We start from the raw sequence: 24,205 nt of genomic DNA, 5'->3' as shown, positions 1-24,205 counted from the left end.
GCCGTTTTCTGCCGGGGGGCGGACCTGCTGCCCCGGCGGGGTCCGCTTCCCTGCCGTGCCTTGCGTCAAAAATATCGCACGCGATTAAATCGCTCTTGACGGATTGCGGCGCAAGTCATATGTATCGCACACGATTAAAGCGTAAGCGATTTGGTGCCGCTGCCCCCGGCGGTATCGCCCCCAAGACAGGACAAGGAGAGACCGATGAGTGACGTGCTGGAAACCATGGAGCGGCTGGATCGTCGCGAACTGCTTGGCGCCGCGATCGGCGCGACGGCGGCCACGGCGGTTGCCGCCGGTGTGATCGGCGGGCGGGAGGCGCAGGCGCGCGCCTCGGCCGCCCCCAGCCCCCAAGTGAAGGAGTCCGCAGCCATGAGCAGGATCACCAGCCCCGACACCATTCTCACCCGGGACGGCGTCAGCCTCTATTTCAAGGACTGGGGCCCGAAGGACGGCCCGGTCGTCACCCTCAGCCACGGCTGGCCCCTCACCGCCGACAGCTGGGAGAACCAGGCGTTTTTCCTCGCCAATCACGGCTTCCGCGTCATCGCCCATGACCGGCGCGGCCATGGCCGCTCCAGCCAGCCGTGGGACGGCAACGACATGGACCACTACGCCGACGATCTGGCGGCGGTGGTCGAGGCGCTGGACCTGCGCGACGTCTCCATGTTCGGCTTCTCGACCGGCGGCGGCGAGGTGGCTCGCTATGTGGGCCGCCACGGCACCGGGCGCGTGGCGCGCCTCGGCCTGATTTCGGCGGTGCCGCCGCTGATGGTGCAGCGGCCGGACAATCCGGGCGGCGTCCCCCTCAAGGTGTTCGACGACATCCGCGCGGGGTTCATCGCCAACCGCTCCCGCCTGTTCCGGGACATTCCGAGCGGCCCGTTCTACAACTTCAACCGCCCGGGCGCGACGGTGGACGCCGGCCTCGTGGAGTCGTGGTGGGCGCAGGGCATGCAGGGCGGCTTCAAGAACACCTATGACTCGATCAAGGCGTTCTCCGAGACCGACTTCCGCGAGGACCTGAAGAAGTTCGACCGGCCGACGCTGATCGTCCACGGCAGCGACGATCAGGTGGTGCCCCTCGACGTGTCGGGCCTCGCCTCGAAGGCGCTGGTGCCCCATGCGGTGCTGAAGGTGTACGAGGGCGCCCCCCACGGCCTCACCGACACCCACAAGGACCGGCTCAACCAGGACATGCTGGCGTTCCTCAGGAGCTGAGCCCGGCAGGACCACGGCGCGGGCGGCGCGTCCCGGTGCGGGAGGCCGCCCCTGCCGTATGGTCTTGCCTGTTTGCGACAAGAGCGCACGCGATTATATCTGGCCCATGAGCAAAACCGACCTTTCCGCTGACACCGCCCCCGGCGCGCTCGACCGCCTGCTGTGCTTTGGCGTCTATTCCACCGGCCTTGCCTTCAACCGGGTCTACAAGCCGCTGCTGGACCGGCTGGGGCTCACCTATCCCCAGTATCTGGTGATGGTGGTGCTGTGGCAGCGCGACGGCCAGACCGTGGGTGAGCTGGGCGACCAGCTCTTCCTCGAATCCAACACCCTGACGCCGCTCATCAAGCGGCTGGAGGCCGCCGGCTACCTTACGCGGCGGCGCGACACGGCCGACGAGCGGGTGGTGCGGGTGTTCCTCACCGAGGCCGGGCGCGACCTCGCCGGGGAGGCCGCCTGCGTGCCGGACCAGATCCTCGCCGCCTGCGGCATCACGCAGGAGCAGCTCGGGGAGCTTCAGTCCACCCTGCTCACCCTGCGCCGCAACCTGCGCGCCAGCGCCGGCGCCGAGGACTGACCGGCCGTTGTTCTACCTGCTCTCGGGCGCAACCCCGTAGATGGCGCTGCGCAGCCCGTCGACGAACGGGCCATCCATGCCCTCGGGCGTCGTGTTGGTGAGCGCGACCACGGTCAGCTTCCGCTCGGGATCGACGAACCAGCTATGGCCGTAGACGCCGCCCCAGCGGAACGTCCCCCGCGCGTGCGGCGTGGCGGCCGCCGCCGGGTCGAGCAGCACGGACCAGCCGAGGCCGAAGCCCCAGCCGTGCGCGTCCGGCCGGTTCGCGGCGTCGCTGTGGTCCACCATCATCTTTGCCACGGTCTCCGGCTTCAGCACGGTGCCGCCGCCGGTGCGCACGGCCTCCAGCAGGGCGAGGATATCCCGCGCCGTGCCCACCATGCCCGCGCCGCCCGAGGGGTAGGCGTCCGGGTTCAACGCGCGGCTGGGGGCGAAGGTGATGTGGCTCGCGACCATGGGCAGGCGGACGTTGTCGGTCATGCGCTCGGGGGCCATGGGCTCTGTTCCCGGCGCGCGATGGATGTAGGGCGGGGCAAGGCGGGCCGGGTCGGTGACGGCAAAGCCGGTGTCCGTCATGCCGAGCGGCGCGGTCACCTTTTCCCGCACCACCTGCGCGAGCGGCTTGCCCGTGGCCCGCTCGATGACCGCGCCGAGCACGTCGGTCGCCAGCGAATAGCGGAAGCCCGTGCCCGGCGGGAAGGCGAGCGGGATCTGCGCCAGCCGCTGCAGGTTGCCGTAGAGGTCGGTGTCCGGCAGCTCCATGCCGTCCAGCACGTTGAGGCGGAAGTAGAGGCTGTCCGGCGATTCCAGAAAGCCGTAGCTGAGGCCGGCGGTGTGGCTGAGCAGCTGGCGCACGGTGATCTCGGGCGCGGTGCCGTCCGGCAGGCGCGGGCGGAACTCGGGCAGCCAGCGGGAAACGGGCGCATCCAGCGCCAGCGTGCCGTCCTCCACCAGCGTCATGGCCAGAACCGACATCACCGCCTTGGAGACGGACGCCAGCCGGAAGATCGCGTCCTCCCGCATGGGCTCGCCCTTCTCCCGGTCGAAGTGCCCGGCGGTGCGGCGGTAGACGATGCGGCCGTCCTCCGCCACCAGCACCACCGCGCCGACGATGCGTTGCTCGGCGATGGCCTTGTCGATCGCCGCGTCGAGGCGCCGGGCGAAGGCAGGTGCCTGCGCTTCCGCCCGGGCGACGGCCGGGACCGGCTGGCCGAGCAGCGGCGCGGCCGGGGCGGCGGCGGCGAGCAGGGCGAGGAGGGGGGCGAGGCGGCGTGCGTGCATGCGTCAGGTCTCCCTTCGTTCAACCGGATAACTCGCCGAGATTAGGGATGCCCGGCGCGGCTTTCCAGACGCCCCCCCCCCCTGTGCTCTGATGGCTGGGGCTCTGATGGCCGGTGCTCCGATGGCCGGTGCTCTGATGGCTAGAAATGCGCCAGATACCCGCCGTCCACCGGCAGCAGGTGCCCGGTGATGTAGGAGGCGGCGGGGGAGGCGAGGAACACCACCGCGCCTGCGATCTCCTCCGGCTTGCCCCAGCGGCCGAGCGAGGTGCGCCGGGCGAGCCAGTGGGCGATGTCCGCGTCCGCCACCATCTCCGCGTTGGCGTCGGTGGCGAAGAAGCCGGGGGCGACGGCGTTGACGGTGATGCCGCGCTCGCCCAGTTCCGCCGCCAGCGCCCGGGTGAGGCCGGCGAGCCCGCCCTTGGCGGCGGTGTAGGCGGCGTCGCCCGAGCGGGCGATCATGCCGGCAATGGAGGTGATGTTGATGATTCGCCCGCCCGGCCGCATGTGCCGGGCCAGCAGGCGGGAGAGGTGGAGGGGCGCGACCAGATCCACCTCGATGAGGCTCCGGATCTCGCCGAGCGGCAGGTCATCCAGCCTGCCCCGCGCCCGGGCCCCGGCGTTGTTGACGAGGATGTCCACTGGGCCGTGGGCGGCGACCAGCGCCTCGACGGCGGGCGCGAAGGCGTCCGGGGCCGAGAGGTCGAGCCGCCAGGTGAGCACCCGCGCGCCGGTCGGATCGAGCGCCGCCGCCGCCGCGTCGAGCGCCGCCTGATCCCGCCCGTGCAGGATCACCCGCGCGCCCGCGTGCAGGAGGCCCCGGGCCATCTCCAGCCCCAGCCCCCGGCTCGCGCCGGTGACGAGGGCCAGCTTTTCACTGAGATCGAATATCATGTTGCCGCCATGGCATATTCCCGCCGCGCCGGACAAGAGCTACCAACCTGCGCCTTGAGCGATGGGGGTGCGGGCCGCTATGGTCTGGCCCCGTGCCCGGGAGTGGGGTATCGCAGCCCCCGTGCCCGGGTGATTGGCAGGAGCATGAAACATGTCGACCACCTATACCCTCGATACCTCGACGTCGCGGGCGAATCCCACCCCGACCCCCGTGCGGCGGCTGTCGGTTCCGGCAATCGCGGCGCGCAAGGGCAAGGAGCCCGTGGTGATGCTCACCGCCTACTCCGCCCGCTTCGCCCAGCTGTTCGATCCGCATTGCGACATGCTGCTGGTGGGCGACAGCCTGGGGCAGGTGATCTACGGCCTGCCCTCCACCGTGCCGGTGACGGTGGAGATGATGATCAACCACGGCGCGGCGGTGGTGCGCGGCTCCTACCGCTCGGTCGTCATCATCGATCTGCCGTTCGGCTCCTACGAGGCCAGCCCGGAGCAGGCCTTCGCCACCGCCTCGCGCATCCTCAAGGAAACCGGCGCGGCGGGCGTGAAGCTGGAAGGCGGTGAGGCCATGGCGCCGACCGTGCGTTTCCTCGTCGAGCGCGGAATCCCGGTGGTGGGGCACGTGGGGCTCACCCCGCAGGCGGTCAACGCCCTGGGCGGCTATGGCGCGCGCGGCAAGTCGGAAGCGGAGCGGGCGAAGATCCTGCGCGACGCCAAGGCGGTTTCGGAGGCAGGCGCGTTCGCCCTCGTCATCGAGGGCGTGGTGGAGCCGCTGGCGGTGGAGATCACCAATTCGGTGACGGCGGTGACCATCGGCATCGGGGCGAGCGCCGCCTGCGACGGCCAGGTGCTGGTGGCAGAGGACATGCTGGGCCTGTTCGATCGTGTTCCGCGTTTTGTGCGCCGGTTCTACAACCTGGCGGAGAACCTCGACGCGGCGGCGCGGGCGTTCGCCGAGGCTGTGCGCGACCGGTCGTTCCCCGGTGAGGATAACCTGTACCAGATCCCCGCCGAATCGCTTGCGCGAAAGCCGTGAGCCGCTACTAATCTGCAACGGAATATTCGAGACAGGGGACACGCGTGGCCAAGGACCAAACGGGCGATCAGGGCGAAGCCTTCCTGCGCGAGGTGGATGAGGAACTCCGCCGCGAGCAACTGGCGAACCTGTGGAGGAACTATGGCCGGTGGATGCTCATCGGCATCGGCGTGTTCCTGATTGCCCTGGCGGCCTTCCTCTACTGGCGGGAGGAGCACAAGGAAAAGATCAACCAGCAGTCCGACCGCCTGGCGCAGGCGATCGCCCTCCTGAGCGAGGGCAATACGGACAAGGCGCTGCCCGAGCTGAAGGCGCTGGCCGCCGACGGCACGGAGGGCATCCGGGCGCTGGCCCTGCTGGCGCAGGCCGCCCAGCTTGTGCGCGGCGACGAGACCGCCGAGGCGATCAAGGCCTACGAGGCCATCGCCGCCGACAAGACCCTCGCCGAGCCGTTCCGGGGCCTTGCCCGCTTCCGCGCCGTGCAGCTTCAGTATGATTCGCTGAAGCCGGAGGAGGCCATCGAGAAGCTGAAGCCCATCGCGCAGGACGGCACCCCCTGGTTCGGCCCGGCGGGCGAGCTGCTGGCGGTTGCCTACCTCGAGTCCGGCCAGCCGCAGCTGGCCCGCGCCCTGTTCGAGGCCATCGCCGGCAACGAGGATGTGGCGCCCTCGCTGCGCAGCCGCGCCGCGCAGATGCTCTCCATGCTGCCGGAGGACGCCGCCCCGGCGGCGGAGCCCGCCGCAGAGGCCGCCAAGACTGAATCCACCGCGACCGGTCCCACCGCGACCGGATCCGCCCCTGCTGAAACCGCGGCCCCGGCCGAGGGCGCTGCCGCCCCGGCACCTGCTGCCCCGTCTGCTTCTGGCGCGCCGGAGTCCAAGTAATGAAACTGTTTCGTACCGCCGTATCCCTGGTGGCGCTCGCGGCGCTGGCTGCCTGCTCGGGCGGCAACAAGAACAAGAGCCGCCTGCCGGGCGAGCGCATCCCGGTGCTGGCGTTCGAGCAGGCGCTCGAAGCCGACGCCACCATCGCCGACCTGAAGGTGACGCTGCCCGCGCCCTACGCCAACAAGGACTGGGCCCAGCCCGGCGGCGCGCCCGCCAAGGCCATGCACCACCTCGCCCTGCCGGAGACGCTGCGCCGCGCCTGGACCGCCTCGGTCGGCGAGGGCGGCAGCCGCATCACCTATCTGGTGTCGCCGCCGGTGGTGGCGGACGGCAAGCTGTTCACCATCGACACCCGCGCCACCGTGCAGGCGCTGGACGCCGGGTCCGGCCGCAAGCTGTGGTCCTTCGCCTTCCCGGAGAAGGAGAGCAAGCGCCTCGCCTTCGGCGGCGGCGTCTCCTACAGCAACGGCAAGCTGATCGCGACCTCGGGCTACGGCTTCGTCGCCGCGCTCGACGCCGCCACCGGCCGGAAGCTGTGGCAGGTGGACATGGAAGCGCCGTTCCGGGGCGCGGCCACGGTGACCGAAGACCGCGCCTATGTGCTCACCTTCGACAACCAGCTGTTCGCCCTGTCGCTGGAGACCGGCGACGTGCTGTGGGACGCCACCGGCATCGTCGAGAACGCCAGCATCCTGGGCACCGGCGCGCCGGCGGTCATGGCCGACACGCTGGTGGTGGGCTACTCCTCGGGCGAGCTGACCGCGCTGCGCGTCGAGAACGGCCGCGTCACCTGGCAGGAACTGCTCACCCGCACCGGCCGCCTGACGGCCATCGGCGCGCTGCTCGACATCGACGCCTCGCCGGTCATCGACCGGGGCCGCGTGTTCGCCATCGGCAACGGCGGGCGCATGGTGGCGCTGGAGCTGACCACCGGCCAGCGCGTGTGGGAAGCGAACCTGGGCGGCGTGCACACCCCCTGGGTGGCGGGCGATTTCGTCTACGCCGTCACCAACGAGGGCGAGCTGGTGTGCCTCACCCGCAGCGAGGGCCGCATTCGCTGGCTGACGCCGCTCCAGCGCTACAAGGACCCGGAGGACCGCAAGGGACTCGTCACCTGGGCAGGGCCGGTGCTGGCGGGCGACCGCCTGATTCTCACCTCCAGCAACGGCTATGTGGCGACGGTTTCGCCCTATACCGGCGCGCTGATTTCGGTGGAGAAGCTGAGCGACGACGCCTTCCTGCCACCGGTGGTTGCGAACAATACCCTCTACATCATGACGAACGACGGGCGCGTTACGGCGTTTCGGTGATCGGGCGCGATTGCTCTTGCGGCCGCACCCGTCTAAGCACACGGCATGAAAGAGCGTCAAAAACCCACGATCGTCATCATCGGCCGCCCGAACGTCGGCAAGTCCACCCTGTTCAACCGGCTGGTTGGCAAGAAGCTGGCGCTTGTCGATGACACGCCGGGCGTCACCCGCGACCGCCGCGAGGGCGACGGCTCGCTGTTCGACCTGGAGTTCACCATCGTCGATACGGCAGGGCTGGAGGATGCGGAGGCGACCTCGCTCGCCGGGCGCATGCGCGCCCAGACCGAAGCCGCGCTGGACACGGCGGACCTGGCCCTGATGGTCATCGACGCCCGCGCCGGGCTGACCCCGCTGGACCGGCACTTCGCCGGCTGGCTGCGCGCGCAGGACACGCCGGTCGTGCTTCTGGCCAACAAGGCCGAGGGCAGGATGGCCGAGGCGGGCCTCTACGAGGCCTATGCGCTGGGCCTGGGCGAGCCCGTCGCCATTTCCGCCGAGCACGGCGAGGGCATGGCCGATCTCTATCAGGCCATTGTCCGCCATGTGGGCCTGCCGCCCGAGGACGACTTCGAGGAGGACGAGAAGGCCGAGCCCACGCCGGAGGAGGTGGCCGCCGCGCCGCTGAAGCTGGCGGTGGTGGGCCGCCCGAACGCGGGCAAGTCCACCCTCATCAACCGGCTGCTGGGCGAGGACCGGCTGGTCACGGGGCCGGAGGCGGGCATCACCCGCGACTCGATCTCGGTGCAGTGGGAGTGGCAGGGCCGCCCGGTGCGCCTCATCGACACGGCGGGCCTGCGCCGCCGCGCGCGGGTGACCACCAAGCTGGAGAAACTCTCCGCCGCCGACACCCGCCGCGCCATCGACTTCGCGGAAGTCGTCGTGCTGCTGCTGGACGCGACCCTGGGGCTTGAGGCGCAGGACCTGAAGATCGCCGACCAGGTGCTGCAGGAAGGCCGGGCGCTGGTGATCGCCCTCAACAAGTGGGACTCGGTCGAGGACCACGGCGGCATCTACCGGGGCGTCGCCCGGGCGCTGGAGGACGGCCTTTCCCAGGTGAAGGGCGTGCCGCTGATCCCGGTCTCCGCCGCCACCGGCAAGAATCTGGACACCCTCATCAAGGCGGCGTTCGAGATCCGCGACCTGTGGAGCCGGCGCGTGCCCACCTCCCGCCTCAACGACTGGTTCGCGGCGGCGCTGGAGCGCAACCCGCCGCCCGCCCCGGGCGGCAAGCGGATCAAGCTGCGCTACATCACCCAGGCGCGCATCCGCCCGCCCTCGTTCATCGTGTTCGGCAACCGGCTCGAAGAGCTGCCGGACAGCTACCAGCGCTACCTCGTCAACCTGATGCGCGAGGAGCTGGGCTTCATGGGCGTGCCCATCCGCCTCAACTTCCGCAGCCGGGAAAACCCGTTCGCGGGCAAGGCCAAACGCTAGGCGGCGGGGCGAGCCGAAAGGGGGGGACCATGCTTGCGCTCTACAGCCTCGACAACGGCCGGCTGACCCCCTGCCAGGCGGAGGCCGCCGCGGACGGGTCTTCCGCCGCCGCGCCGCTCGACCCGGCGCTGCTGGCGCGGGCCGCCTGGGTTGATCTCCTCGAGCCCACCGAGGAGGAGGAGCTTTTCGTCGAGCGCGAGCTGGGGGTGAACATCCCCACGCGGGAGCGGATCTTCGGCCTCGAGATGGCCAACCGCATCATCGAGGAAGGCGATTCGATCCACGCCCCCGCCGCCATTCTGGTGGGCAGCACGGGCGACGCGCCGATGCTCACCACCGTCTACTTCATCCTGCGGGGCGGGGTGCTCATCACGGTGCGGCACAGCCCGGTGCGGGGGTTCGACGCCTTCGTCGCGGAGGCGAGCCGCCCCGGCGGCGCCCGGTTCGAGGACGGCTACGGCATCTATGTGGGGCTGGTCGGGCTGCTGGTGGACCGGCTGGCGGAGGTGCTGGGGCAGGTGGGCATGGCGCTCGATGCCATGACCCAGCATGTCTTTGGCGAGCAGAACCAGTTCCGCGGCGCACAGGTGAAGGACTTCCGCCGCGTGCTGCGCCGCCTCGGCGGCCGGGGCGACATGCTCTCCAAGGCGCGGGAGAGCCTGCTCAGCCTGTCGCGCATCAACGCCTTCCTGGCGGCGAGCGCCGCCTCCAACCCCCGCCGCAGCGCGCTGGAGGGGCATTTCCGCTCCATCACCGGCGACATCCGGGCGCTGGCGGACCATGTGAACTACCTCTCGGGCCGCATCTCCCTGCTGCTGGACGCGACCACCGGCCTCATCAACCTGGAGCAGAACAGCATCATCAAGATCTTCTCGGTGGCCTCGGTCGTGTTCCTGCCGCCGACGCTGGTCGCCTCCATCTACGGCATGAACTTCCACCGCATGCCCGAGCTGGGCTGGCCGCTGGGCTACCCCTTCGCCATCGGGCTGATGGTGCTCTCGGCGGTGCTGCCGTACCTGTTCTTCAAGCGCAAGGGCTGGCTCTAGGAACGGCGTCCGGGACGGGGGTGCAAGGATCGTTTGACGAAAGCCACGGCGCCCGCTAGCAGCCGATATCATGCGCTTCACGTCCGACAATACCGCAACCGTTGCGCCGGAGATCCTGGCGGCGATCGTCGAGGCCAATGCCGCCTCGACCGCGCCCTATGACGGCGACCCGTGGTCGGGCCGCCTCAGCGAGGTGTTCTCCCGCTTCTTCGGCACGGACGTGGCGGCCTTCGCGGTGACCACCGGCACCGCCGCCAATGCGCTGGCGCTCTCCTGCCTGACGCCGCCGTTCGGCTCGGTGGTGTGCCACCGCGAGGCGCACATCCACGTGGACGAGTGCGGCGCGCCGGAGTTCTACACCGGCGGGGCCAAGCTGCTGCTGGCGGAGGGCTTCGGGGCCAAGATCACGCCGGAGAGCTTCGCGGCGGCGCTGGCGGACATGCGGGGCGACGTGCACCAGGTGCAGCCGCGCGTGCTGTCGCTGACGCAGGCGACGGAGCTGGGCTGCGTCTACACGCCCGCCGAGGTGGCGGCGCTGGCCGGGGCGGCGAAGGCCCGGGGGATGCGGGTGCACATGGACGGGGCGCGCTTCGCCAACGCGCTGGTGCATCTGGACTGCCACCCGGCCGACATCACCTGGAAGGCGGGCGTCGATGTGCTGTGCTTCGGCGCCACCAAGAACGGCGCGCTGGCGGCCGAGGCGGTGGTGTTCTTCAACCGGGAGCTGGCGGCGGAGTTCGGCCTCCGGCGCAAGCGGGGCGGGCATCTGCTGTGCAAGGGCCGCTACATCTCCGCCCAGCTGCTGGCGTACATCGAGACCGGCCTGTGGCGGCGCAACGCGGAGCGGGCCAACGCCATGGCGCGGCGGCTGGCGCAGGCGGCGCCCGGGCGGCTGCTCTATCCGGTGGAGGCCAACGAGGTGTTCCTCAACGTGGGGCCGGAGGGCGCGCACCAGCTGCGGGCGCAGGGCTTCGAGTTCTACGACTGGGGCGCGGAAGGCTCGGGCCAGATCCGCCTCGTGGTGTCGTGGGACCAGGTCGAGGTGCACGTGGAGGCGCTGGCGGTCGCGCTGGCCAATCTGCCGGTCTGAACGGGCCTGCATCGACCGTCAGGAAAGACCGTCAGGATTTGCGTTTTTCCCGATCGCGGCGGGGGCCGCCGGCGGGGTGTCAAAAGGGGAGTGGCCATGCCCGCATGGCTTGCGTTTTCGACCATCGTTCTCATCTGGGGCAGCACCTGGATCGCCATCACCACCCAGCTGGCCGGAGTGCCGGCGGCCTGGTCGGTGGTCTACCGCTACGTCATCGCGGCGGCGGTGGTGTGGGCAATCTGCATCGCCCGGCGCGAGCCGCTGAAGGTGAGCCCGCGCCAGCACCTGATGCTGGTGACGATGGGCCTCCTCCAGTTCTGCATCAACTACATCTTCGTCTACGAGGCGGAGCGCTACATCGCCTCCGGCCTCGTGGCGGTGGCCTTCGCCATGCTGGTCATCTTCAACCCGATCATGGCGCGCATCGCCTTCAAGCAGCGCTTCACGCCCGCGCTTCTGCTGGGCGCGGCGCTGGGCGTGGCGGGCATCGGCCTGCTGTTCTCCTCCCAGATCGCCGACTTCCGGTGGGGGGACCGGGGCATCGTCGGCCTCGCCCTCAGCCTCGCCTCGGTGCTGGCCGCCTCGATCGGCAACCTGTTCCCGGCAACAAAGGGCCTGCGCAGCCTCTCCATCTACACCATGAACGCCTGGGCCATGGCCTACGGCGCGGCGGCAACCGCGATCCTCGCCGTCGCCTACGCCGGGCCGCCGGTGCTGCGCCTCGACATGGCCTATCTGGGCGGGCTGCTCTACCTCGCCATTCCGGGCTCGGTCATCGCCTTCCACCTCTACTACCAGACCATCCGCGCCTGGGGCGTCTCCCGCGCCGCCTATTCCAGCGTGCTGGTGCCGGTGGTGGCGCTGGGCCTCTCCACCCTGTTCGAGGGCTACCGGTGGGGCGTGGCGGAAATGGCGGGCGCGGCGCTGGCCATCGGCGGCACCCTGATCGCCGTCGCCAGCCGGGGCAAAAAGTGACACGCCGGAATAAAAAAACGGACGGTCGACATAAAATTCGGTGAACCGAGGGACAGCGTCAAGATTCGATTAACCGGCGAGCCGTAACCCGCAAGGAGTACTGTTGCGGGTGTTGCAGAATGTCGATCGCCAAAAAGTTATTCGCCTCCATCGCCATTCTGGCGATGGTCTGTCTTGGCCTTGCCGCGTGCGGCCTGTGGGCGCTGTCCAACACGAGCGATATCACCTCACAGCGCCGGGTCGTCCAGAAACAGCTTTACGACATCAGCGAGATCCGCTCGCTCAGTCGCGCGCTGCAACGGGACGCCTATCAGCTGGCCAGCGCGGCCGACGAGATGGATCGCCGGGAACTCTCCGGGCAGATGGGCGAGCGCCTGCACGAGATGAAGGCGGCGGTCGACGCGCTGGAAGCCACGCTGGACGCGGCGGACCGCGAGCGGCTGGGCGGCGCCTACGTTGGCAAGCAGGCCGCCGTCATCGGGCAGCTGGAGCAGATCCGCCAGCGCTGGAGCAACGCGGACGCCGGGCAGCTCGCCGAGCGCATCCGCACCGATCTGCGCCCGGCCGAGCAGGATGCCTCCAACGCGACCAACGCCTTCCTCGCCGCCAAGCAGGCCACGTATGAACAGCTGGCGGCCGAGGCCGAGGACATCATCACCCGGGCGCGGTGGGTGATCCTCATCGCCGGTCTCCTCGGTGTCGGCGTCGCCGTGCCGCTGGCCCTGACCGTGGCCTCGCGCGGCATCAACCGGCCGCTTCAGCAGCTGGCGGCCACCATGGAGCGGCTGGCGGCGGGCGATACCTCCCACGAGGTGCCGCTGGTGGAGCGGGGCGACGAAATCGGCGCCATGGCCCGCACCGTGGCCACCTTCCGCTCGGCAGCCATCGAGCGCGACGCCCTTCAGGAGAAGCAGGCCGCCGCGGCTGCCGAGCAGCAGCGGCTGCTGGAGGAGCAGGCGGCGCTTCAGGCGCAGAACCTGGCCGAGTGCGAGCGCCAGCTTGAGGAGGCCCGCCGCCAGGAGCAGCGCGCCAACCGCATCCAGGCGCTGATCGACTCCTTCCGGCAGGAAATGGCGCGCTCGCTGGCGACCGTGACCGAGGCCAGCCAGCACCTGCTCGCCACCGCCGACCAGATGAACGGCGCGGTTCTCGACACCAACGAGCGCACCAAGGCGGTGGACGCCGCCTCGGGCGAGGCTTCGGCCAACGTGCAGATGGTGGCGGCGGCCACCGAGGAAATGACCGCCTCCATCGACGAGATCTCCCGCCAGTGCGTGAACGCCAAGGCGCTGGTGGATCAGGTGGCGGCCGGCGCCAGCGACACCACCCAGAAGATGCAGAGCATGGTGCGGGTGTCGTCGCAGGTGGCCGAGATCGTCGGCATCATCAGCGACATCGCCGAGCAGACCAACCTGCTCGCCCTCAACGCCACCATCGAGGCGGCCCGCGCGGGCGACAGCGGCCGCGGCTTCGCGGTGGTCGCGGGCGAGGTGAAGGGGCTGGCCAGCCAGGTGGCGCGCGCCACGGAGGACATCACCTCCAAGGTGGGGGCGATGCAGGCGGAGGCCGCCACCTCGGCCGATGCGCTCGACCGCATGGGCGAGAGCGTCTCCAAGCTGACCGAAATCGCCGCCGTCATCGCCGCCGGCATGGAGGAGCAGAACGCCACCGTTCAGGAGATCGCCCGCAACGTGCAACATGCCGCCGGCGGCGTCGGCGAGGTGGCCAGCAACATCCGGGGCGTGGCCACCACTACCGGCGAGACCGCCCAGGCCGCCCGCTCGGTGCGCTCGGCATCGGAGGCGCTGTCCCGCGAGGCCGAGACGCTGCGCGAGAGCATCGGCGCCTTCCTCGAACAGGTGCAGGCGGCATGATGAGGGAGAGGTCCGCCCCTCGCATGGCCCGCAATCGCCCGTAAAGGCGATTACAGCACCAAAACAGGGCGAGGCGGTACCTCCTAGCCGTGATAGGCAAAAACCTCTGTAACAGCGTTTGAACCCCCGTAGCGTCGATTTCGTGTTGAAAGCGAAATGGGCCTGCGGGGGTTCTCTTTTTGGTTTTTTGCTCGGCGCTCAGCGCTCCGGCCCCTCGGCGTCGAGGCAGGCGCGCAGGCCCTCCCGGTAGGTGGGGTAGAGCAGGCGGTAGCCGAGCCGCTGCCTGAGCCGGTCATTCCGCACCCGGCGGCTCTCGGCATAGAAGCCCCGCGCCATGGGGGAGAGGCCCGCCGCCTCCAGCGTTTGCAGCGGCGGATAAGGCCGCCCCAGCAGGTCGCACGCATATTCGGTCACCGCCGCGCCGGAGGCGGGCTCGTCGTCCGCCACGTTGTAGAGGGCGGCGCTGCCGGGCGCGTCCGGCCGGGCGAGGGAGGCCAGCAGCGCCCCGGCGATGTCGTCCACATGGATGCGGCAGAACACATGGCCCGGCAGGTGGATGCGGTGGGCCGTGCCCTCCCGCACCCGGTCCAGCGCCGAGCGGCCGGGGCCGTAGATGCCCGGCAGGCGGAAGATGTGCACCGGCGCGCGCGCCTCCCGCGCCAGCGCTTGCCAGGCAAGGTCCGCCTCCACCCGCGCCGAGCGGCGGCCGCCGCCGACGGGCGCGGTCTCGTCCACCCACGCGCCCCGGGTGTCGCCATAGACCCCGGTCGAGGAAAGGTAGCCGATCCACCGGGCCGGGGCCGCCCGCAACGCCGCGCCATAGGCGCGCAGCACCGGGTCCGGCAAACCGGAGTCGCCATCGGGGGGGACGCCATCGGGGGGGACGCCATCGGGGGGCACGGACGACAGGATCGCCTCCGCCTCCGCCACCCGCGCGGCAACGGCGGGGTCGTCAAACCTCAGGATCTCGACCGCGCCGCCCGGCACGCCTTCGGGCAGGAGCGCCTCCGGGGCCGCCGGGGCGCGGCGGGTGCCCGTGACCTGCCAGCCCTCCCGCACGAGGCGGGCGGCAAGGCGGCGGGCGGTGTAGCCCAGGCCGAAGATCAGGCAGCGGCGGGTGCTCATGCCCCAGTGTGTAGCGCGCGGCGCCGGGTTTTGCAGGGGTTTGTTGGCAGGCCCCCGAGATGTGGGCGTTGCATATATCGGCGTTTCCCCCAAAATTCCGGCAGCGCTGGTGCGGGGCAGGGATGAAAACAGGCCACATGAACAGGCGACGGACGGGAGGAAGGCCGCTATGGAGGCAGGCGACGCTCCGGTGGTGCTGCGCTTCGCCTTGCCGGGAAGGCGCGGGAATGACTGGGGTTTTCGGCCCCGGCACGGCCCACGCTTGCCCTTGCCCGCAGAGCACCAATATCCGAAAGACAAGAGAGTAGCCCCAGCCGCCCGCCGTGGCGGACTTTTGTGAAAGCGATTTCCGATCATGCTTGATGCCCAGGCAACCCCGCAGGCCATTCTGCTGAAGGACTACCAGCCTCCGCGTTTTCTCATCCCCGAGATCCAGCTGGACTTCGACCTCGGCGACACCGCAACCCGGGTGACGAGCCGGTTCACCGTTGTCCGCAACGGCACCCACAAGCACCCGCTGGCGCTGGACGGGCGCGACCTGACGCTGGTCTCCGTCTCGGTGGACGGCAATCCGCTGGCGGCCGGGGACTATCGCCTGACCCGGGAGCAGCTGGTGCTGCCGCTCAAGAACAGCCGCGCGGACATCGAGATCGTCACCCAGGTGAACCCGGCGGCCAACACCCAGCTGATGGGCCTCTACATGTCCGGCGGCATCTTCTGCACCCAGTGCGAGGCCGAGGGCTTCCGCCGCATCACCTACTTCCTCGACCGGCCGGACGTGATGAGCCGCTACCGCACCACCATCCGGGCGGACCGGATGCGCTTCCCCGTGCTGCTCTCCAACGGCAACCCGGCCGGCGCGGGCGAGCTGCCCGGCGGCCGCCACTGGGCAACGTGGGACGACCCGTTCCCCAAGCCCTGCTACCTGTTCGCGCTGGTGGCGGGCGACCTGAAGCCGTTCTCCGACCGCTTCGTCACCGCCTCGGGCCGGGAGGTGCAGCTCGCCATCTGGGTGAAGGAGCACGACCTCGGCCGCTGCGCCCACGCCATGGAGGCGCTGAAGAAGTCCATGCGCTGGGACGAGGAACGCTACGGCCGCGAGTATGACCTCGACGTGTTCAACATCGTGGCCGTGGGGGACTTCAACTTCGGCGCGATGGAAAACAAGGGCCTGAACATCTTCAACTCGAAGTATGTGCTCGCCGCGCAGGACACCGCGACGGACATGGACTTCGACGCAGTGGAAAGCGTCATCGCCCACGAATACTTCCACAACTGGACCGGCAACCGCGTCACCTGCCGGGACTGGTTCCAGCTCAGCCTCAAGGAAGGGCTCACGGTCTTCCGCGATCAGGAGTTCTCCGCCGATCATGGCTCGCGCGCGCTCAAGCGCATCGAGGACGTGCGCACCCTGCGCGCCGGCCAGTTCCCCGAGGACTCCGGGCCGCTCGCCCACCCGGTGCGCCCGGAGAGCTATATCGAGATCTCCAACTTCTACACCGCGACCGTCTACAACAAGGGCGCGGAGGTGATCCGGATGCTGGCGACGCTGCTGGGCGAGGAGAAGTTCCGCGCCGGGTGCGACCTCTACTTCAGCCGCCACGACGGCCAGGCCGTGACCTGCGACGACTTCGTGGCAGCCATGGAGGAGGCCGGCGGCGTCGATCTCGGCCAGTTCAAGCTGTGGTATTCCCAGGCGGGCACGCCGCATCTGGAGGCGCGGCTCGACTATGACGCAGCGGCAGGCACGGCCACCCTCAAGGTGAAGCAGACCATCCCCGACACGCCGGGCCAGACCGGCAAGAAGCCCATGCACATTCCGCTGCGGGTGGCGCTGTTCGGCGCGCAGTCGGGCCGCAACCTCACCGGCGACCGGCTGGTCGAGCTGCGCCAGGCCGAGGAGACGGTGGTGTTCGACGGGCTGACGGAACGGCCGGTGCCCTCGCTGCTGCGCGGCTTCTCCGCCCCGGTGGTGCTGAAGGCGCCCATGGACCGCTCGGACCTCGCCTTCCTCGCCCGCCACGACGACGACCCCTTCGCCCGCTTCGAGGCCATGCAGCGGCTCGGCCTCGACCTGATGCTGGAGCAGGTCAACGCCAACGCCGCCGGACGCCCGGTCTCCGTCGCCCCGGTGCTGGTGGAGACGGTGGAGGCGATCCTGCGGGAAGCGCTCGACGGCCGCCTCGACCCGGCCCTCGCCGCCGAGGCCGTGACCCTGCCCAGCGAATCCTACGTGGGCGACCAGATGGCGATCGTGGACGTGGACGGCATCCACACCGTGCGCCAGCTGTTCCGCCGCACGCTCACCGCTCACCTGCGCCCGCTGTGGTGGGACGTCTACCGCGCCATGCAGGACGCCGCCTACGCCTTCACCCCCGCCGCCAAGGCGCGGCGGCGGCTGAAGAACACGGCACTCCAGTACCTGATGGCGGAACCGGCGGCAGAGGCCGCCGAGGCGGTGGCGGCGTGCGTCGCCCAGTTCCGGCAAGCCGACAACATGACCGACCGCATCGCCGCGCTCGGCGCCCTCGTCAACTCCGACGCGCCCGAGCGGGAAACGGCGCTCCAGACGTTCTACGACGACTGGGCAAACGACGCGCTGGTGATCGACAAGTGGTTCATGCTCCAGGCCCACTCCATCCGCCCGGATACGCTGGAGCAGGTGACCCGCCTGACCCGCCACCCGGCCTTCACCCTCACCAACCCCAACCGCCTGCGCGCCCTGGTCGGCGCCTTCAGCATGAACCAGGTGCGCTTCCACGCCGCCAGCGGCGGCGGCTACCGCTACCTCGGCGACCAGGTGATCGCCGTGGACAAACTCAACCCGCAAACCGCCGCGCGGCTGGTGGCCCCGCTCGGCCGCTGGCAGCGCTTCGACCAGGCCCGCGCCGCCCTCATGCGCGGCCAGCTTGAGCGAATCCTCGGCGTCTCCGGCCTGTCGAAAGACGTGTACGAGATGGTCTCGAAAAGCCTCGGCTAAGGGGGCAGGCACGCATATCGGGGGCGATCGGGGGAGAGTCGATCGGGGGTAGAAAGGCGAAAGGGGGTCTCGGACCCCCTTTCATCCCCCATCTGTTTTTTAGGGCCGTGTCCGGCACAACCGGGCGCGGCCTTTTCGTTTGCGGGGGCAGGATCGGGGCGCGGGATCGGGAACGGGCGGCGTGAAAAAGCACCCGGTTTATTCTTCGGCCGTGCATGCGGGATGGCGCGGTGCGGTTGCTCCTTAAAATCATTCAACAAAACCATTCAGCGGGTAGAGGGGGCACCAGTTCATTGCCTTGCACCGGTTCATTACCTTTCACCGGTTCATTGCCTTTCGCCGGTTCATTTCCTTTCTCCGGTTCGTTTCCTTGCACCGGTTCATTTCAGGGTGAGGGGGCCTGGCGGGGTGGCTCCGCCGGATGCGCTTCACCTCATGCCGATCAACGCATACCGGTGGCAGACGCCGGGGCGCTCGGCCGGGGACAGGCACGGTCCTGTTCTTTCAACCCAAGACCGTTGAGCGCAGGCGGTACGGACGGGCGCGGCCCGATAAAACGAAGGGAGGTGCAGGAGGGGCAAGCCCCTCCTGCAAAAGAAAAAATCCCCCAAAAAAATTCCCCCCAAAAATATTCCCCTGAAAAAAACCTCCCGGGTCCCTTCCTCACAGGCCGGCAGCGACGGTGAGGGTGAGGCCGCTGCTGCCGGTGTTGGTGGTGGCGAGGGGGGTTCGGTAGTCGAGCCGCAGGTGGAGGGGGAGGTCGCCGATGCGGGTGTCGAGGCCGAGGCTGGGCCCGGCTTCGAGGCGGTATCGGGTATGGTCGTCGCGTTGCATCATGGTCCAGAGGGCGGCGGTGGCCATGAGGCGGGTATCGTCGCCGAGGGCGAAGCCGTATCCGGCGCGGGCTTCGGCGGCGGCGAACAGGTCGCGGCGGCGGGCGCCGACGACGGCGGCCTCGCCGTAGAGGGACCAGTGGGGCCAGGGGTTTCCGGCCGGGGTGGGGCCCCAGCCTTCGCCGTAGCCGCCGTAGGCGCGCAGGGCGAAGGCGTTGCGGGAGCCGTTGCCGACCTTGACCCAGCGTTCGGCGATGAGTGTGCCGTTGAGGGTGGGCACGGCGACCCAGCCGAGTCCGGCTGTGGCCTGGGTGGCCTGGAACAGGGGGCGGCTGCCTGTCTGGCCGTTGTCTGTTTCGCGGCCGCCTGACGGGCTGTCGTGGGCGGCGAGCAGGCGGGCGTGGAGCATGAGGGGGCGTTCGGCGAGCGGGTCGGGGCGGTAGCGCAGGAGGAGGGCGGACTGGGAGCCGCCGAGGGGGGCTTCGCCGTGTTTGCCGTCTGGCCGGTGAAACACCCATGCGCCGAGGAGCAGGCGGGGCGGGGGCCGGGTGGAGGGCGCGGCGGTTTCGAAGGAGCGGGCGGCGATGGCAGCCGGGGTGGGGTCGGGCGCGGCCAGCGGGGAGGCGCTCCGGTCGGCGTTTGCGGCGGTGGCGGGGGCGTTTGCGGCGGCGGCGTCCGCTGGCAGGTCTGGCGGCGGCGGCGCGGAGAGGTTGAGGAACGGGCCGTTCTGGAGCGGCAGGGGCAGGAGCGGGTCGGCGTCTGGCGCGTCGGGGCCGAGGCGGTAGACCAGCGGGACGATGGCGTCGGAGGCGTAGGCGGGCGGGCTGTCGAGGTCGGCGGGCAGGTGGACGCTGACGAGCGGCGCGCGTGGAAGCTGGAGGCGGACTTGGGGCGTGCGCGGCAGGCGCAGGCGCACCAGCGGCCCGGACGATGGTTCCGCCCGGCGGGGCGCGGGGAGGGGCGCCGGGGCGGGAGGCAGAGAGGACACCGCAATCGCCCGAGGCAGGGCCGGGGCCGGGCTCCCGCCCGGGCGCTCGCGCCAACTCCCGCTCCGGGGCGCGGCGGGCCGGGCTGGCGCGGCGGCGAGGGCGCGGAAGGCGGCCACGTCCTCCAGGAAGGCGGGCTGGCGGTTCAGGCCCCATAGCCCGAGCAGCAGGGCGAGCGCGGCGGCGGCGCGTTCGGGCGTGCGTGCGATCATCGCGTCCCGTGCCCCGCCAGAAACCTGTGGGCGGTCTTGTCCCACGGCGCGGGCTTGCCGGTGCGGGTTTCCTCCGCGTAGGTCTCGAGGGCGCGCCAGGCGGCGGCTGCCTGGATGAGGATGGCGCACAGCGCCCGGGGCACGGACAGCAGGCCTTCGCGGACGCCATAAAGCTGGCCGGTCAGTACGGCCCGCATGACCGCCCGCCAGGCCAGCAGGGCGAGGTTGAGGTCGAGCAGGGCCGCCGTGAGGCTGCCCGGCGCCACCACCAGGGTGTAGCCCGGCCAGCCGGTCAGGCGGGCGCACAGCCACAACAGGCCGAGCTGGGCGAGCGCGAACAGCGCCAGCACGTTGAGGAAGGCGCAGGGCAGGGCCTTGCGGTCCCGGAGCAGCATGTAGCGGTCGGCGAGGCGGCCGGGCCAGCCGAAGCGCCGCCAGGCGTTGAGGGTGATGCCCAGCAGCCAGCGGCTGCGCTGGCGCACCGCCGCCTGGAACGTGTCGGGGAAGTAGCTGCGGGTGGCGACGCAGCGCCGGTCTTCCGGCCCGGCGGGGAGGCGCACCATGGCCGTGCGGAAGCCCTGGAGCCCGAGGGCGATGCCCAGTTCGTAATCCTCGGTCTTGGCCTGGGGGCGGAAGGGCTTGCCCCCGTTCTGCCGCGCCGCCGCCGCCAGCGCCGCGCGGGAGAGGCCGCAGCCCACGCCGGCGCTGGGCAGGCTCGCGCCGAGCCAGTGGCGCACCACCATGTCCCGGCTGTGGCTCTCGGCGAACTCCTCCAGATAGGTGTGGCCCCACAGCGGCTGCCGCTCGTGCGGCAGCGGCTCCACCGGAAGCTGCACCAGCGCCAGCGCCGGGATGAGCCGGTTGAAGACGTGCAGTTCCATCCGGTGGACCACGTCCTCGGCGTCGTGCAGCACCACGGCCTTGAAGGGCGGGTGGCCCGCGCGCTCCAGCGCCAGCATGGCGTCGTGGATCACGTTGAGGTTGGCGGCCTTGGAGCTGGCCGCCTTCGAGTCCCGCCCGACGATGCAGACCACCCGGCCGTCGCGCGCCGCCACCGCGCGCACGGCGGCCTCGGTCGCCGGGTCGTCCGGGTAGGTGCCGACGAGGATGCGGTAGCGGGGATAGTCCAGCGTCTCGAGCGTGTTGCGCAGCATCGGGCCGATCACGTCCGCCTCGTCGCGGGCGGGCACGAACAGGGCGATCCAGTCCGGCTCGGGGTGGATCAGGTCGGCGGCGGTGAGGGGGCGGCCGCGGCGGCGGAGGCGGTCCAGCCCGGCGGCGAGGCGGATGCGCAGGTAGAGGGCGTCGATGAATAATTCATCAATATTAAAAACAAAGATAAGGACCGTGACGAGAAAAAGAAGATGTTTGAAGAACGCAAGATAGACGGCCACGGAATCCGCGAGAAATTCGTTCACTTTTTGTCTCCGCAGGGCACGGATTGTTATTGTTGTTTTTATAATTCCTGGGTGAGGGCGGCGACAACGCGGCTGTAGTCGAATACCCGCGGGCGGGGAAAAGGCGGGGGAAGGATGGGAGACGCCGGCCCTGTCAGCCTGTGACTTGCCAGCCTGCGGCCTGAACAGTATCCCCAAGGGAAGCGATCCGTTGCGGAGCAGGCGGCCCTATGACGACCCATCCCGAGTTCCAGTATCTCGACCTCTTGCGGCGGCTGCTGGAGGAGGGCGACCGGCGGATGGACCGCACCGGCGTTGGCACCCGCAGCCTGTTCGGCGAGGTGCTGCGGTTCGATCTCTCGCAGGGCCTGCCGCTGCTCACCACCAAGCAGGTGTTCTGGAAGCCCGCCGTGCGCGAGATGCTCTGGTTCCTGACCGGGGATACCAACATCCGCCCGCTGGTGGCGCAGGGGGTGAAGATCTGGACCGACTGGCCGCTGGCCAGGTACCGCAAGGCGACGGGCGAGGACATCACCCAGGCGGAGTTCGAGAAGCGCATCGTCGAGGACGAGGCCTTCGCGAAGGCGTGGGGCGATCTGGGGCCGGTCTACGGCAAGCAGTGGCGGCGCTGGCAGGGGCCGGACGGGCGCGAGCACGACCAGATCGCAACGCTCATCCGGGAGATCCGCGCCAACCCGGCGAGCCGGCGCCTGCTGTTCACCGGCTGGAACGTGGCGGAACTGGAGGGCATGGCGCTGCCGCCGTGCCACATGACCTATCAGTTCCATGTGACGAGCGGCGCGGACGGGCGGCCGCCGCGCCTCAGCTGCGCGCTCTACCAGCGCTCGGCGGATATTTTTCTCGGCGTGCCGTTCAACCTGTTCGAGGCGGCGCTGCTCACCCACATGATCGCCCAGCAGTGCGACCTGGCGGTGGGCACGCTGGTGTGGTTCGGCGGGGACGTGCACCTCTACAGCAATGCGGAGGAGCAGGCCCGCGAGCAGATGACGCGCGACCCCCGCCCCTTCCCGCAGCTGAAGATCCTGCGCCGGCCCGAGAGCATCGACGGCTACGTGTTCGAGGATTTCGCCATCGAGGGGTACGATCCCCACCCGCCGCTGCGCGCGCCGGTGGCGGTGTAGGGCGGGGCGTCAGCTACCGGGCCGTCAGCGGCCGGGATCAAGCAGCACCTTGCACTGGGCGCCCGGCTGGCGCAGCGCCTCGAATGCATCGGGGAAGCGGGTCAGGTCCACCGTGTCGGTGTGCAGGAGCAGGGGGTCGATGTAGCCCCGCTCGATCATGAACAGCGCGGTCTCGAAATCCCGGCGGCTGTAGCACAGGGCGAACTGGAGCCGCAGCTCCTTCATGGTGGGGAGGATGGGCATCATCCGTTCCTGCTGCATGCAGGCCCCGAGCACGACCACGGTGGCGCGCGGCGCGGCGAGCCTGGCGCACAGGTCCAGCATGCCGGTCAGGCCGACGCACTCGAAGATCACCTCCGGCGGGCCGCCTGCCACCCGGGCGAAGTTGGCGGCGAGCTGGTCGTCGTTCAGCAGGAATTCGGTTGCCCCCATCCAGCGGGCGAGGCTGGCGCGCCGGTCCGTGCGGGCGGTGACGCACACCGGCCCCGCGCCCGCCGCCCGGGCGCAGGCGGCAACCGTCAGCCCGACCGATCCCGCGCCCACCACCAGCACCCGCGCGCCGGGGGTGAACCGCGCCAGGGAGACCGCGTGGAGGCCGACGGCGACCGGCTCCACCATCGCCCCTTCCTCCCAGGAGAGGCTGTCGGGCAGGCGCAGGCTCTCGGCCGCGCCGACAAGGGTGTATTCCGCAAACGCGCCCTGGGCCCGGCCGCTCGGCATACTGCGCACCTCGCTGCACCACACCGGCTCGCCCGACAGGCACCGGGCGCAGCGGCCGCAGCCCTGATAGGGCAGGGCGGTGATGCGCTGGCCCTCGCGCCACTCCGGCCCCACGCCCTCGCCCAGTGCCACCACCTCGCCGCTGAACTCGTGGCCGATGATCGCGCCGGAGGCGGGGTGGAAGCAGCTGTGGCTGTCGGTCATGTGCAGGTCGCTGCCGCAGATGCCGCAGCGCTTTACCCGGATGAGAAGCTGGCCGCGCCCGGGCGCGGGCGTGGGCACCTCGCGGATGCGGAACTTCTCGCCGGGCTTCTCGAAAACGGCTGCGCGCATGGGGGTGTCCTCCCTCAGTCCCGCCGCGCCTTGGGGCGCATCTGCCCGGCGGCGTAATCGTAGTGCGCGCCCTCCCGGAGCGCGGCAAGGCCCTTCAGGAAATCGCCGCTCGCCATGGCCTCGGTCTCCGCCAGCGCCTCCACCCGCTCGCCGTGGGCGAGCGGCCCGTCCCAGACGGCGCGCAGGCATTCCTTGGTCCAGCGCAGCGAGGCCGGCGAGCATAGCCGCAGCCGGTCGAGCACCGCCGCCAGGTGCGCGTCGAGCGCCTCCGCATCGGGCAGGGAGCGGGTAACCAGCCCCAGCGCCTCCGCCTCGCGGCCGGTGAGGGGCTCGCCCAGCAGCAGCATCTCCTGCGCCTTGCGGAAGGGCATGAGGCGGGACGCCAGCTGGGTGCCGCCCCAGGCGGCGACGAAGCCCAGCGTCACCTCGGGGAAGGAGAAGCGGGCGGCGTCCGTGCAGTAGAGGAAGTCGCAGCGCAGCAGCAGCTCCAGCCCGCCGCCCAGCGCCCCGGCGCGGGCAACGCCGATCACCGGCACCGGCAGCGCCGCGATGGCCTGGCCCAGCCCGTGGCCCAGCGCCACCAGATGGCGGAAGTCGTTGCGGGTGAGGGCGGGCAGCTCGCGCCCCAGTTCGGTCACCGCCACCGCGCCGCTGTGGAAGCCCTTGCCCGCCGCGTCGATGAGGACGGCGCGGAGCGACGGGTCTTCCCGCGCCTCCGCCAGCGCGGCGGTCATCGCCTCGATGAGGGCGAGGCTCATGCCGTAGCCCGCCTCCGGGTTGGTCTTGGTGAGGCGCAGGACCCCTTCGTCCTGCTCGATCTGCAAGGGCGTGTTCATGTCCCGTCCCCCCCCCCCCC

Annotated in this window: 19 protein-coding genes; 12 read left to right on the top strand and 7 right to left on the bottom strand. The window is 70.5% G+C overall.

The annotated features are described in order from the left end of the window. The first annotated feature begins 372 nt into the window (after positions 1–372). Together ACSJJU_RS03205 and ACSJJU_RS03200 are read left to right on the top strand one after the other, a co-directional pair. Positions 373–1,221, top strand: a complete 849-nt coding sequence (locus ACSJJU_RS03205) for an alpha/beta fold hydrolase (RefSeq protein WP_435914372.1) — start codon at positions 373–375, stop codon at positions 1,219–1,221. 106 nt (positions 1,222–1,327) lie between these two features. After that, positions 1,328–1,798 carry a MarR family winged helix-turn-helix transcriptional regulator gene (locus tag ACSJJU_RS03200; RefSeq protein WP_435913725.1) on the top strand — a complete coding sequence of 157 codons (471 nt, stop codon included), beginning with the start codon at positions 1,328–1,330 and terminating at the stop codon, positions 1,796–1,798. 12 nt (positions 1,799–1,810) lie between these two features. On the opposite strand, the gene ACSJJU_RS03195 is transcribed toward ACSJJU_RS03200, so the two are convergent. Beyond that, on the bottom strand, positions 1,811–3,079 hold the full coding sequence (locus ACSJJU_RS03195) for a serine hydrolase domain-containing protein (protein WP_435913724.1): 1,269 nt from the start codon (positions 3,077–3,079) through the stop codon (positions 1,811–1,813). 140 nt (positions 3,080–3,219) lie between these two features. Next, positions 3,220–3,972 (bottom strand): SDR family oxidoreductase, encoded by a 753-nt coding sequence (locus ACSJJU_RS03190; RefSeq protein WP_435913723.1) that lies wholly within the window; start codon positions 3,970–3,972, stop codon positions 3,220–3,222. A gap of 151 nt (positions 3,973–4,123) precedes the next feature. Here ACSJJU_RS03190 and panB point away from each other — a divergent pair, with 151 nt between their 5' ends. From panB to ACSJJU_RS03150, 8 genes are all read left to right on the top strand, one after another. Beyond that, complete coding sequence (gene panB / locus ACSJJU_RS03185; protein ID WP_435913722.1) at positions 4,124–5,005, top strand: 3-methyl-2-oxobutanoate hydroxymethyltransferase; 882 nt, start codon at positions 4,124–4,126, stop codon at positions 5,003–5,005. Positions 5,006–5,049: 44 nt separating this feature from the next. Further along, the gene (locus ACSJJU_RS03180; protein WP_435913720.1) at positions 5,050–5,889 is read left to right on the top strand and encodes a tetratricopeptide repeat protein; all 840 of its coding nucleotides are present in this window, start codon (positions 5,050–5,052) and stop codon (positions 5,887–5,889) included. Then, positions 5,889–7,202, top strand: coding sequence for an outer membrane protein assembly factor BamB family protein (locus tag ACSJJU_RS03175; protein WP_435913719.1), 1,314 nt, complete (start codon positions 5,889–5,891; stop codon positions 7,200–7,202). Before ACSJJU_RS03180 ends, ACSJJU_RS03175 begins: the two co-directional genes overlap by 1 nt. Before the next feature lie 45 nt (positions 7,203–7,247). Further along, positions 7,248–8,636, top strand: coding sequence for a ribosome biogenesis GTPase Der (der, locus tag ACSJJU_RS03170; RefSeq protein WP_435913717.1), 1,389 nt, complete (start codon positions 7,248–7,250; stop codon positions 8,634–8,636). A 29-nt stretch (positions 8,637–8,665) separates the two neighbouring features. After that, on the top strand, positions 8,666–9,682 hold the full coding sequence (locus tag ACSJJU_RS03165; RefSeq protein ID WP_435913716.1) for a CorA family divalent cation transporter: 1,017 nt from the start codon (positions 8,666–8,668) through the stop codon (positions 9,680–9,682). A gap of 70 nt (positions 9,683–9,752) precedes the next feature. Next, a complete protein-coding gene (locus ACSJJU_RS03160) occupies positions 9,753–10,772 on the top strand; it encodes a threonine aldolase family protein (RefSeq protein ID WP_435913715.1) in 1,020 nt (339 codons plus the stop codon). 96 nt (positions 10,773–10,868) lie between these two features. Then, a complete protein-coding gene (locus ACSJJU_RS03155) occupies positions 10,869–11,747 on the top strand; it encodes a DMT family transporter (protein WP_435913714.1) in 879 nt (292 codons plus the stop codon). Positions 11,748–11,866: 119 nt separating this feature from the next. Next, positions 11,867–13,621 (top strand): methyl-accepting chemotaxis protein, encoded by a 1,755-nt coding sequence (locus tag ACSJJU_RS03150; RefSeq protein WP_435913713.1) that lies wholly within the window; start codon positions 11,867–11,869, stop codon positions 13,619–13,621. Between the two features lie 198 nt (positions 13,622–13,819). Here the strand turns inward: ACSJJU_RS03150 and ACSJJU_RS03145 are convergent, their stop codons facing one another. Continuing rightward, positions 13,820–14,746: an SDR family oxidoreductase gene (locus ACSJJU_RS03145; RefSeq protein ID WP_435913712.1), complete on the bottom strand. Its 927-nt coding sequence runs from the start codon at positions 14,744–14,746 to the stop codon at positions 13,820–13,822. A gap of 355 nt (positions 14,747–15,101) precedes the next feature. On the opposite strand from ACSJJU_RS03145, the gene pepN reads away from it, so the two are divergent. Next, the gene (gene pepN / locus ACSJJU_RS03140) at positions 15,102–17,726 is read left to right on the top strand and encodes an aminopeptidase N (RefSeq protein ID WP_435913711.1); all 2,625 of its coding nucleotides are present in this window, start codon (positions 15,102–15,104) and stop codon (positions 17,724–17,726) included. 663 nt (positions 17,727–18,389) lie between these two features. On the opposite strand, the gene ACSJJU_RS03135 is transcribed toward pepN, so the two are convergent. Together ACSJJU_RS03135 and ACSJJU_RS03130 are read right to left on the bottom strand one after the other, a co-directional pair. Next, the gene (locus tag ACSJJU_RS03135) at positions 18,390–19,757 is read right to left on the bottom strand and encodes a hypothetical protein (protein WP_435913710.1); all 1,368 of its coding nucleotides are present in this window, start codon (positions 19,755–19,757) and stop codon (positions 18,390–18,392) included. After that, positions 19,754–21,175, bottom strand: coding sequence for a glycosyltransferase (locus ACSJJU_RS03130; RefSeq protein ID WP_435913709.1), 1,422 nt, complete (start codon positions 21,173–21,175; stop codon positions 19,754–19,756). The genes ACSJJU_RS03135 and ACSJJU_RS03130 overlap by 4 nt, the downstream gene beginning before the upstream one ends. A 209-nt stretch (positions 21,176–21,384) precedes the next feature. Here ACSJJU_RS03130 and ACSJJU_RS03125 point away from each other — a divergent pair, with 209 nt between their 5' ends. Beyond that, positions 21,385–22,296 carry a thymidylate synthase gene (locus ACSJJU_RS03125; protein ID WP_435913708.1) on the top strand — a complete coding sequence of 304 codons (912 nt, stop codon included), beginning with the start codon at positions 21,385–21,387 and terminating at the stop codon, positions 22,294–22,296. A gap of 24 nt (positions 22,297–22,320) precedes the next feature. Here the strand turns inward: ACSJJU_RS03125 and ACSJJU_RS03120 are convergent, their stop codons facing one another. Next, positions 22,321–23,349, bottom strand: coding sequence for an alcohol dehydrogenase catalytic domain-containing protein (locus ACSJJU_RS03120; RefSeq protein ID WP_435913707.1), 1,029 nt, complete (start codon positions 23,347–23,349; stop codon positions 22,321–22,323). A gap of 14 nt (positions 23,350–23,363) precedes the next feature. Then, on the bottom strand, positions 23,364–24,185 hold the full coding sequence (locus ACSJJU_RS03115) for an enoyl-CoA hydratase/isomerase family protein (RefSeq protein ID WP_435913706.1): 822 nt from the start codon (positions 24,183–24,185) through the stop codon (positions 23,364–23,366). Between the last annotated feature and the right edge of the window lie 20 nt (positions 24,186–24,205).

It is taken from the genome of Pedomonas sp. V897, assembly GCF_051304405.1.
GTDB lineage: Bacteria > Pseudomonadota > Alphaproteobacteria > Sphingomonadales > Sphingomonadaceae > Pedomonas.
Note: the sequence above shows the minus strand (reverse complement) of the source record. Positions and strands in the feature narration are given on the sequence as shown.

Coding starts and splice junctions, on each gene's coding strand:
- ACSJJU_RS03205 (WP_435914372.1), top strand. CDS start 373: ATGAGCAGGATCACCAGCCCCGACACCATTCTCACCCGGGACGGCGTC.
- ACSJJU_RS03200 (WP_435913725.1), top strand. CDS start 1,328: ATGAGCAAAACCGACCTTTCCGCTGACACCGCCCCCGGCGCGCTCGAC.
- ACSJJU_RS03195 (WP_435913724.1), bottom strand. CDS start 3,079: ATGCACGCACGCCGCCTCGCCCCCCTCCTCGCCCTGCTCGCCGCCGCC.
- ACSJJU_RS03190 (WP_435913723.1), bottom strand. CDS start 3,972: ATGATATTCGATCTCAGTGAAAAGCTGGCCCTCGTCACCGGCGCGAGC.
- panB (WP_435913722.1), top strand. CDS start 4,124: ATGTCGACCACCTATACCCTCGATACCTCGACGTCGCGGGCGAATCCC.
- ACSJJU_RS03175 (WP_435913719.1), top strand. CDS start 5,889: ATGAAACTGTTTCGTACCGCCGTATCCCTGGTGGCGCTCGCGGCGCTG.
- der (WP_435913717.1), top strand. CDS start 7,248: ATGAAAGAGCGTCAAAAACCCACGATCGTCATCATCGGCCGCCCGAAC.
- ACSJJU_RS03165 (WP_435913716.1), top strand. CDS start 8,666: ATGCTTGCGCTCTACAGCCTCGACAACGGCCGGCTGACCCCCTGCCAG.
- ACSJJU_RS03160 (WP_435913715.1), top strand. CDS start 9,753: ATGCGCTTCACGTCCGACAATACCGCAACCGTTGCGCCGGAGATCCTG.
- ACSJJU_RS03155 (WP_435913714.1), top strand. CDS start 10,869: ATGCCCGCATGGCTTGCGTTTTCGACCATCGTTCTCATCTGGGGCAGC.
- ACSJJU_RS03150 (WP_435913713.1), top strand. CDS start 11,867: ATGTCGATCGCCAAAAAGTTATTCGCCTCCATCGCCATTCTGGCGATG.
- ACSJJU_RS03145 (WP_435913712.1), bottom strand. CDS start 14,746: ATGAGCACCCGCCGCTGCCTGATCTTCGGCCTGGGCTACACCGCCCGC.
- pepN (WP_435913711.1), top strand. CDS start 15,102: ATGCTTGATGCCCAGGCAACCCCGCAGGCCATTCTGCTGAAGGACTAC.
- ACSJJU_RS03135 (WP_435913710.1), bottom strand. CDS start 19,757: ATGATCGCACGCACGCCCGAACGCGCCGCCGCCGCGCTCGCCCTGCTG.
- ACSJJU_RS03125 (WP_435913708.1), top strand. CDS start 21,385: ATGACGACCCATCCCGAGTTCCAGTATCTCGACCTCTTGCGGCGGCTG.
- ACSJJU_RS03120 (WP_435913707.1), bottom strand. CDS start 23,349: ATGCGCGCAGCCGTTTTCGAGAAGCCCGGCGAGAAGTTCCGCATCCGC.
- ACSJJU_RS03115 (WP_435913706.1), bottom strand. CDS start 24,185: ATGAACACGCCCTTGCAGATCGAGCAGGACGAAGGGGTCCTGCGCCTC.